This is a genomic window from Rhodococcus gannanensis, from assembly GCF_042681175.1.
GTDB lineage: Bacteria > Actinomycetota > Actinomycetes > Mycobacteriales > Mycobacteriaceae > Rhodococcus_G > Rhodococcus_G gannanensis.
In genome coordinates this window covers 404562-413566 of record NZ_JBHUFB010000020.1, presented here as the reverse complement: position 1 = coordinate 413566, position 9005 = coordinate 404562, and the positions used below count along the sequence as shown (strand labels likewise).

Below are 9005 nucleotides of genomic sequence, written 5' to 3'. Positions count from 1 at the left end.
GGGGCCGCGCGCCCCGTCGAAGCCCGCCACCGTCACGGTGGCGGGCTTCGACGTTTCCGTGGGGCTCGTTGTCGGGGTGCCGGATCCGAACCGGTCGGAGGGCGGGCAATTCGGGCATTTCGTCAGTCGGTCGTCCGACCAGACCAAAGAGACCTTCTGGAAGCGCAAAACACCTGGTGTATGGGCAGTTGCAAGCTCGTTAAGTTTTTGAGGGGCGCCCCGAAAAGCGGCTACGCTCGTTGGTGACCGTTCGGTTACCGACGGATACCAATCGGTGACCAACCGGACATGTCTCATCGGGTGGGTGTCCACCGGAAGCCAATGGCAGCGCGAACGGTGTCGGACAGGCACAGGCAGGGGTGGTCGTGGCAGGTGATCGCGGGGTACAGCCCCCCTCGGTGGTGCTGGTGACGGGCGCCAGCCGATTCCTCGGTGGGTACCTGGTCGCGAAACTCGCCCAGGACCCCACGGTCGAGCGGGTGATCGCCGTCGACTCGCGGGCGCCGTCGAAGGACATGCTTCGTCGCATGGGCCGCGCCGAGTTCGTCCGCGCGGACATTCGCAATCCGCTCATCGGCAAGGTGCTCCGCGGCGCCAAGGTCGACACGGTCGTACACGCCGCGACCATGGTCAAGCCGCCGAAGTCGGGCAGCCGGACCGCGATGAAGGACATGAACGTCCTCGGCGCGATGCAGTTGTTCGCGGTCTGCCAGAAGTCCCCGGACGTCCGCAAGGTCGTGGTCCGCTCGACCGCCGCTGTGTACGGGTGCAGCCCGAAGGACCCGGCGAAGTTCAGCGAGGAGATGAGCGCGCGCAGGCCCCCACGCGGCGGATTCGCCCGGGACAGCATCGAGATCGAGGGCTACGCGCGCGGACTGGGCCGGCGGCGCCCCGAGATCGCGGTCTCCGTGCTTCGGATGGCTCCGCTGATCGGCCCGAACCGGCACGGCTCGGTGTCCCGGTACCTGCAGTCGCCTGTCGTCCCGACGATCCTGGGCCGCGACGCCCGAATGCAGCTGGTCCACGAGGAGGACGCCCTCGCCGCGCTGGAGCGGGCGACGGTCGCCGGGCCGGCGGGAACCTTCAACATCGCGGGCGACGGGGTGGTGATGCTCTCGCAGGCGATCCGGCGGGCGGGTGGCGTCCCGGTCCCTGTTCCGGTGCAGCTGATCAGTTCGCTCGGCCGGGTCGTGCCCGGTTCCGGGCTGCGGGGCTTCACCCGAGAACAGCTCGAGTACTACCACTTCGGCTGTGGGCTCGACACCACCCGGATGCGCACGGAACTGGGCTTCGAACCCCGGTGGACGACGGTGCAGGCGCTCGACGACATGGTTCGCGGTGCAGCCATCCGGCCCGTGGTGAGCAAGGAGTGGCTGAGGTCGGTGGAGTCCCGAATCCAGGACATGGCAGGCGTGGGGGAGGCCGTTCGATGAGTGAGGTCGCGAAAGTCATTCCGCTGCGCGGTGAGTCGGCCCGTGCCCCCCGCGGGGGAGGTCGGGGTGTCCGGCTCGAGCGGTCCGATCCGACACTGCTGTTCCCGCAGACGTCGGCACCGGCCGCGCAGCCCTCCGCGTCGGGTTCCGTTGCCGATCAGGTGCGTGACGCCGCGCGGAACCTGCTGGCCGACCAGGTCGTCGCGACAGCGGACTTCCTCCGCCGCCGCATCACCGGCGACTACCAGGTCGACGACTTCGGCTACGACCCGCACTTCGCCGAGAACGTGTGGTTGCCGCTCCTGCGCCCGGTGTTCGAATCCTGGTTCCGGGTCGAGGTCCGCGGTATCGAGAACGTGCCGAACGAGGGCGGCGCGCTCGTCGTCGCCAACCACGCGGGCGTCATCCCGATCGACGGCCTGATGACGTCGGTGGCGATGTTCGATCACCATCCCGCGCATCGTCCCCTGCGGATGCTCGCGGCGGACATGGCGTTCGAGATGCCGGTCGTCGGCACGGTGGCGCGGAAGGCCGGACACACCCTCGCCTGCAACCCCGACGCGGAGCGCCTGCTCCGGGGCGGGGAGGTGGCAGCGGTGTTCCCCGAGGGGTTCAAGGGCATCGGCAAGCCGTTCAGCGAGCGGTACAAGCTGCAGCGGTTCGGCCGGGGTGGCTTCGTGTCGGCGGCGCTGCGCGCGGGCGTGCCGATCGTGCCGTGCTCGATCGTCGGGTCCGAGGAGATCTACCCGAAGATCGGCGAGCTCAAGTCGCTGGCCCGGTTGCTCGGGCTTCCGTACTTCCCGGTGACGCCGCTGTTCCCGCACTTCGGGCCGCTCGGCATGATCCCGCTGCCGTCCAAGTGGTACATCGAGTTCGGCGAGCCGATCCGCACCGACACCTACGACGTCGCGGACGCCGAGGACCCGATGGTGATGTTCGAGCTCACCGACCACGTCCGCGAGACCATCCAGCAGACCCTGTACCGCCTGCTCGCGCAGCGCCGCAACGTCTTCATGGGCTGACGGGTCGCCACACCTGGGTGCGGCGCCGCCGGGCCCGCGGGCTCAGGACTTGCGACGGCCGACGACGGCGGCGATCGCGCCACCTGCGGCCCCCAGCGCCAGCGCGGTGGGGACGCCGATCTTCGCGGCCTTGCGGCCCGTCCGGAAGTCGCGGATCTCCCAGCCCCGGTTGCGTGCGACCTCCTTGAGGTCGGCGTCCGGATTGACGGCGACCGCCGTCCCGACGAGCGACAGCATCGGCACGTCGTTGTGGCTGTCGGAGTAGGCGGAGCAGCGCTTGAGGTTGAGACCCTCCCGAATCGCGAGGGTGCGCACCGCGTGCGCCTTGCCCGCGCCGTGCAGGATGTCGCCGACGAGCCGGCCCGTGAACCGGCCGTCCTCGGACTCGACGACGGTGCCGAGGGCGCCGGTCAGGCCGAGACGCTTCGCGATGACCTGGGCGAGTTCGACGGGCGTCGCCGTCACGAGCCACACCTGCTGGCCCGCGTCGAGGTGCATCTGGGCCAGCGCCCGGGTGCCCTGCCAGACCTTGTCGGCGATCAGCTCGTCGTAGATCTCCTCACCGAGGCGGGTGAACTCGGCGGTCTCGCGGCCGGCGATGAAGGCGAGGGCCTTCTCCTTGCCGGAGGCGACGTCCTCGCTGTTCTCCTTGCCGGTGACGCGGAACTTCAGCTGCTGCCACCCGAACTGGGCCATGTCGGAGACGGAGATGTAGTTCCGGGCGGCGAGGCCGCGGGCGAAGTGGATGATCGACGCGCCCTGGACCATGGTGTTGTCGACGTCGAAGAACGCGGCCGCGGTGAGATCGCGCGGGACGGTGAGGGCGTCTGTGCCGGTGTCTCCCGGCGGGACGGCGGACTCGGCCTCGTGCAGCGCGAGTGCGGCGTCGGCGCTCGCCTCGCCGGCGATGCTCGCGCGCACCTGCGCGTCGGTCGGTCCCAGCTTTCGTCCCCGGCGTCGTACCCGGTCCCAGCTGGTACCCGACCAGCTGGTGCCTCTACCGGCACCGGTCGGCCCTGTCAGCCCAGGCACTCGCACCTCCAGTGGTTGGCTGTCCGGTCAACCCTATCGTTCGGATCGCGGCGACACCGGCCGGACCGCGGGAGTCCGGCGCGGTGTGACATCTGTCTCGGGTGGCGGCTGTGGTACGGCCCGCGGCCGGTGGCAAGGTGGTCGTCATGACGACCTCTCCGCACACCATCACACTGCTGACTCGGGCGGGGTGCGGTTCGTGTGTGACGGCTCGCGAACAACTGCTTCCGCTGTGTGCGGAATTCGGGGTCCCACTGGAAACCGTCGACGTCGACGAGGCGGCGGCCGTCGATCCCGAACTGCGGGCGGAGTACGGCGACCGGTTGCCGGTCGTACTGCTCGACGGCCGCGAGCACAGCTACTGGGAGGTCGACGAGGTCCGGCTCCGGTCGGATTTGACAATCTGACGGCGGTTCGCTCGCCTCACGTCCTGGTCACTGTGCAGGTCGCGACGGTTTGAGCAACTTTGTGCATGGCTTCACAAGCGGTTACCGTGGTGGCACATCCCCCCGGATCAACGTGAACTCCGGCCATGTGCATGTGCCGGACGAGGAGCCACCGACGTGACAGAACAGCACCAGCCGCTCGGGTTGTCCGCCCGTGGCGTCGCCGGAGCTGACGTGTCGTCCGGTGACCCCACGAACTCCGCCCGGGAGGTTCGGGACCTTCCGCAGGCGACGGTGACGCGGCTCGCGACCTACCTGCGGGTACTCGGCGTGATGGCCGACGACGGCATCCACATCGTCTCCAGCGAGGAACTCGCGACGGCGTCCGGCGTCGGATCCGCGAAACTCCGCAAGGACCTCTCCTTCCTCGGACCCAACGGCGTCCGCGGCGTCGGCTACGACGTGACGCGGCTGCGGGCCCGCATCGAGGCCGGGCTCGGACTCGACCAGGGCCATCGCGTGGTCCTCGTCGGTGTCGGGAAGCTCGGCGAGGCACTGGCCCGTTACGGCGGCTTCGGCCGGCGCGGCTTCACGATGGTCGGGTTGTTCGACCGGAGCCCCGACCGCGTCGGCACCGACATCGACGGCCTGTCCGTGCGGGACGCGACGGACCTCGTGAGCGCCTGCCGCGAGCTCGACGCGACGATCGGTGTCGTCGCCACCCCCGACGACGTCGCGCAGCAGGTGTGCGACGACCTCGTCGGCGCCGGGGTCCGGTGCATCCTCAGTTTCGCCGCGATGCCGCTGGAGGTGCCCGACCACGTCGAGGTGCGGCGGGTCGACCTCGCGGCGGAGATGCAGGTGCTGTCCTTCCGAAGCGCACGCAAGACCGAGGCGGACGCCGCACCCGCGGCCGTCGGCATCGGAGGTGGGTCGCCTCGCGCGCCCCGCTCGACCTCGACAGCTCTGGGTTCGACAAAGAATGGATCGGTGATCGCGCCGTGAGTGTTCTCCTCGTAGGGATTTCGCATCGGAGTGCTCCTGTCTCCGTGCTCGAGCGAGTCGCGGTGGCCGACACGGACCGGCCCAAGCTGATCGACACGCTGCTGGAGTCCCCGCACATCTCGGAGTCGATGATCGTGTCGACGTGCAACCGGGTCGAGGTCTACGCCGTCGTCGACGCGTTCCACGGTGCCCTCGCCGCAGTCGGCGAGATGCTCTCCAACCACTCCGGTCTCGACTTCTCGGACCTCACCAAGCACACCTACGTCCGGTACAGCGAGGCAGCCGCCGAGCATCTGTTCGCGGTGGCCAGCGGGCTCGACTCGATGGTCGTGGGGGAGCAGCAGATCCTCGGCCAGATCCGGACCGCCTACGCGGTGTCGGACACGCAGCGTGCCGCCGGACGGGCGCTGCACGAGCTGGCCCAGCAGGCGTTGCGGGTCGGCAAGCGCGTGCACACCGAGACGGGCATCGACCGCGCCGGGTCGTCGGTCGTGTCGGTGGCGCTCGACCGCGCGTCGGCGGTGCTGGCGTCGCCCGACGCGGAGAACGGTCTCGCCGGACGGACCGCGGTCGTCGTGGGCGCGGGCTCGATGGGCGGGCTGTCCGTCGCTTACCTCACCCGAGCCGGTATCGGCCGGGTCATCGTCGCCAACCGGACCCGTGAGCGTGCCGAGCGTCTCGCGGACACCGTGCGCGCCGCGGGCGTCGACGCCGCAACCGTGGACCTGTCCGACCTGGCGTCCGCGCTGTCGGAGGCCGACGTGATGGTCGCCTGTACCGGCGCCGTCGGCGCTGTCGTCACCCTCGCCGACGCCCACCTGGCCCTCGCGGCACGCAATGCCGCGCAGCGCCCGCTGGTGATCTGCGACCTGGGCCTGCCCCGGGACGTCGAGCCCGCCGTCGCGGGACTGCCCGGCGTGACCCTGCTCGACATCGAGACGATGAAGTCGGACCCGGCGGCCGGTGCGGCCGCCGCGGACGCCGACGCGGCCCGCGAGATCGTCGCCGCCGAACTCGCGACCTACCTGACCGGTCAGCGGCTCGCCGAGGTGACGCCGACGGTGACCGCGCTGCGACAGCGCGCGGCCGAGGTCGTCGAGAGCGAGCTGCTGCGCCTCGACTCGCGGCTCCCGGGTCTCGACGACCCGCAGCGCGACGAAGTCGCACGCACCGTGCGCCGCGTCGTCGACAAGCTCCTGCACGCGCCGACGGTCCGGGTCAAGCAGCTCGCGACCACCCCCGGTGGCGACACCTACGCGGCGGCGCTGCGGGAACTGTTCGAACTCGCGCCCGGCAGCGCCGAGGCGGTCGCGACACCGATGGAGATGCGGGCCGTGGAGAAGACCGACGGATTCACCGCCGGAATGTCGGCGGAGGACGTCTGGACGAAGGGGATGCAGGAATGAACGCGGCAGCCCCATCGGTGACCGGCGCCGACACGACCCGCCGCACGCTGCGCATCGGCACCCGCGGCAGCCTCCTCGCGACCACCCAGTCGGGCACGGTCCGGGACGCTCTCATCGCCGCCGGGCAGCCCGCCGAACTGGTGATCATCACCACGAAGGGCGACGTCACCGCCGGACCGGTGCAGCGCATCGGGGTCGGCGTGTTTGTCGCGGAACTGCGCGAGGCACTGCTCGCCGGGGAGGTGGACGTCGCGGTGCACTCGTACAAGGACCTGCCGACGGCGCAGCCCGACGACCTGGTGATCGCCGCCGTGCCGCCGCGTGAGGATCCTCGCGACGCGCTCGTCGCCCGCGACGGGATGGTGCTCGGCGAGCTGCCCCCGGGCGCTCGGATCGGGACGTCGGCGCCGCGTCGTCGCGCCCAGCTGCGCGCACTCGGTCTCGGTCTGGACATCCAGCCGCTGCGAGGGAACATCGACACCCGGCTCGGCAAGGTCGCGTCCGGCGAACTGGACGGCATCGTCATCGCCCGTGCCGGACTGTCCCGGATCGGCCGCGCCGACGAGATCACCGAGACGCTGGAACCGGTGCAGATGCTGCCCGCGCCGTCGCAGGGCGCCCTCGCCGTCGAGTGCCGGTCGGACGATCCGGAGCTGATCGCGCTGCTCTCGGGCCTGGACGACGCAGGCACCCGCGCCGCGGTCGTCGCCGAGCGGGCGCTGCTCGCCGAACTCGAGGCCGGCTGCACGGCGCCGATCGGCGCGCTCGCCGAGGTCGTCGAGTCGCTGGACGACGACGGCAGGATCGTCGACGAGCTCTCGGTGCGCGGGTGCGCGGCTTCGGTCGACGGATCGGACTCGATCCGGGCATCGGCCGTCGGGGCGCCGGACCGCGCCGAGGAACTGGGCCGCGCCGTCGCGCGCGAGCTCCTCGAACTCGGTGCCCGGGAGTTGATGTCGGCGGCCGAGGCCGAGGACGGCGCCGACGCGAAGGACAAAGGGGGCGGTGATGACTGACCCGTGGCGGCCGCCCTGTGCGCGGTCGAAACGTCGCGCGTGTCCGCCGCCACTGCGCCGGCACGCGGTATCCCCGAACGAAGTACCCCTGAACACCTGTTTTTTGAACGCACTGGAGAACAACCGATGAGCCGAGTCCGAAAGAGCACCCCCGGACGGATCCTGTTCGTGGGATCGGGCCCTGGAGATCCGGCCCTGCTCACCGTCCGCGCCCGCGACGTGCTGGCCAACGCCACGCTGGCGTTCACCGATCCCGACGTCGACCGCGGCGTCACCGCGCTGGTCGGGACCGCGCTGCGGTCCGCCGTCGTCGACGAGGATCCGGAGAACCCGGTCTCGGAGGTGCGGCCCGCGCTCGGTGAGCCCGCGGAGGTCGCGAAGACACTGGTCGCCGAGGCGAAGGCCGGGCAGGACGTCGTGCGCCTGGTCTCCGGGGACCCGCTGACCACCGACTCCGTCATCGCCGAGGTCAACGCGGTGGCGCGTACCCAGGTCGTCTTCGAGATCCTGCCGGGCCTGCCGTCCGGTGCCGCGGTGCCGAGCTACGCGGGCATGGCGCTCGGTGCCACCCACACCGAGGTCGACGTCCGCGGCGAGGTGGACTGGGCGTCGGTCGCCGCCGCGCCGGGACCGCTCGTCCTGCACGCCGGTGCCGCGCATCTCGCGGAGACCGCGAGTGCCCTCGTCGAGCACGGGCTCGCCCCGCAGACGCCGGTCGCGATCACCGTCCGTGGCACGACGCGCCAGCAGCGCACCGTCGAGGCGACACTGGCCACGCTCAACGAGGCCGGGTCCGAGCTGGTGGGTTCGCTGATCGTCACCGTCGGCAAGGTCGTCACGCACCGCAGCAAGATGTCGTGGTGGGAGTCGCGTGCCCTGTACGGCTGGACCGTGCTGGTACCGCGCACCAAGGACCAGGCAGGCGAGATGAGCGACCGCCTCGTCACCCACGGCGCGATCCCGATCGAGGTCCCGACCATCGCGGTCGAGCCGCCGCGCAGTCCCGCGCAGATGGAGCGCGCCGTCAAGGGTCTCGTCGACGGTCGCTACCAGTGGGTGGTGTTCACCTCCACGAACGCGGTGCGCGCGGTGTGGGAGAAGTTCGAGGAGTTCGGGCTCGACGCCCGCGCCTTCTCGGGCGTGAAGATCGCATGCGTGGGCCAGGCCACCGCCGACAAGGTCCGCAGCTTCGGCATCAACCCGGAGCTGGTGCCGTCGGGTGAGCAGTCGTCGGAGGGCCTGCTCGCCGAGTTCGCCCCGTACGACGACGTTTTCGACCCGGTCAACCGAGTTCTGTTGCCGCGCGCGGACATTGCGACGGAGACCCTCGCCGAGGGGCTGCGTCAGCGCGGCTGGGAGATCGACGACGTGACGGCGTACCGGACGGTGCGGGCGGCGCCGCCGCCGGCCGAGACCCGCGAGATGATCAAGACCGGCGGCTTCGACGCGGTGTGCTTCACCTCCTCGTCGACGGTCCGGAACCTGGTCGGTATCGCCGGGAAGCCGCACGCGCGCACCATCGTCGCGTGCATCGGCCCGAAGACGGCGGAGACGGCCATCGAGTTCGGTCTGCGCGTGGACGTGCAGCCGGAGTCGGCTCAGGTCGGCCCCCTCGTCGAGGCACTCGCAGAGCACGCGGCCCGGCTGCGCGCCGAGGGCGCGCTGCCGCCGCCGCGCAAGAAGTCCCGCAGGCGATAGCGCTACG

At 71.0% G+C, this 9005-nt stretch carries 9 protein-coding genes; 8 read left to right on the top strand and 1 reads right to left on the bottom strand.

Annotation, left to right across the window (positions count from 1 at the left end; genetic code table 11):
• The 3 genes from ACFSJG_RS22775 to ACFSJG_RS22765 form a co-directional block, all read left to right on the top strand.
• The coding region (locus ACFSJG_RS22775) for a hypothetical protein (protein ID WP_378487503.1) at nt 1-211 on the top strand (211 nt) is incomplete at its 5' end.
• A 148-nt stretch (nt 212-359) separates the two neighbouring features.
• Complete coding sequence (locus tag ACFSJG_RS22770) at nt 360-1433, top strand: NAD-dependent epimerase/dehydratase family protein (RefSeq protein ID WP_378487502.1); 1074 nt, start codon at nt 360-362, stop codon at nt 1431-1433.
• Nucleotides 1430-2455, top strand: a complete 1026-nt coding sequence (locus tag ACFSJG_RS22765; protein ID WP_378487501.1) for a lysophospholipid acyltransferase family protein — start codon at nt 1430-1432, stop codon at nt 2453-2455. Before ACFSJG_RS22770 ends, ACFSJG_RS22765 begins: the two co-directional genes overlap by 4 nt.
• A gap of 42 nt (nt 2456-2497) precedes the next feature.
• Here the strand turns inward: ACFSJG_RS22765 and ACFSJG_RS22760 are convergent, their stop codons facing one another.
• The gene (locus ACFSJG_RS22760) at nt 2498-3487 is read right to left on the bottom strand and encodes an HAD family hydrolase (protein ID WP_378487500.1); all 990 of its coding nucleotides are present in this window, start codon (nt 3485-3487) and stop codon (nt 2498-2500) included.
• Between the two features lie 146 nt (nt 3488-3633).
• Between ACFSJG_RS22760 and ACFSJG_RS22755 the strand changes: the two genes are divergently transcribed.
• The 5 genes from ACFSJG_RS22755 to ACFSJG_RS22735 all read left to right on the top strand — a co-directional run bounded on the left by ACFSJG_RS22755 (nt 3634) and on the right by ACFSJG_RS22735 (nt 8998).
• Nucleotides 3634-3894, top strand: a complete 261-nt coding sequence (locus ACFSJG_RS22755; protein ID WP_378487499.1) for a glutaredoxin family protein — start codon at nt 3634-3636, stop codon at nt 3892-3894.
• Between the two features lie 156 nt (nt 3895-4050).
• Entirely contained in the window at nt 4051-4878 is an 828-nt protein-coding gene (locus ACFSJG_RS22750) for a redox-sensing transcriptional repressor Rex (RefSeq protein ID WP_378487498.1), read from the top strand.
• Nucleotides 4875-6284 carry a glutamyl-tRNA reductase gene (locus ACFSJG_RS22745; protein ID WP_378487497.1) on the top strand — a complete coding sequence of 470 codons (1410 nt, stop codon included), beginning with the start codon at nt 4875-4877 and terminating at the stop codon, nt 6282-6284. Before ACFSJG_RS22750 ends, ACFSJG_RS22745 begins: the two co-directional genes overlap by 4 nt.
• Nucleotides 6281-7300, top strand: a complete 1020-nt coding sequence (hemC, locus tag ACFSJG_RS22740; protein ID WP_378487496.1) for a hydroxymethylbilane synthase — start codon at nt 6281-6283, stop codon at nt 7298-7300. The genes ACFSJG_RS22745 and hemC overlap by 4 nt, the downstream gene beginning before the upstream one ends.
• Nucleotides 7301-7426: 126 nt before the next feature.
• Nucleotides 7427-8998 carry a bifunctional uroporphyrinogen-III C-methyltransferase/uroporphyrinogen-III synthase gene (locus ACFSJG_RS22735; protein ID WP_378487495.1) on the top strand — a complete coding sequence of 524 codons (1572 nt, stop codon included), beginning with the start codon at nt 7427-7429 and terminating at the stop codon, nt 8996-8998.
• Nucleotides 8999-9005: the final 7 nt, after the last annotated feature.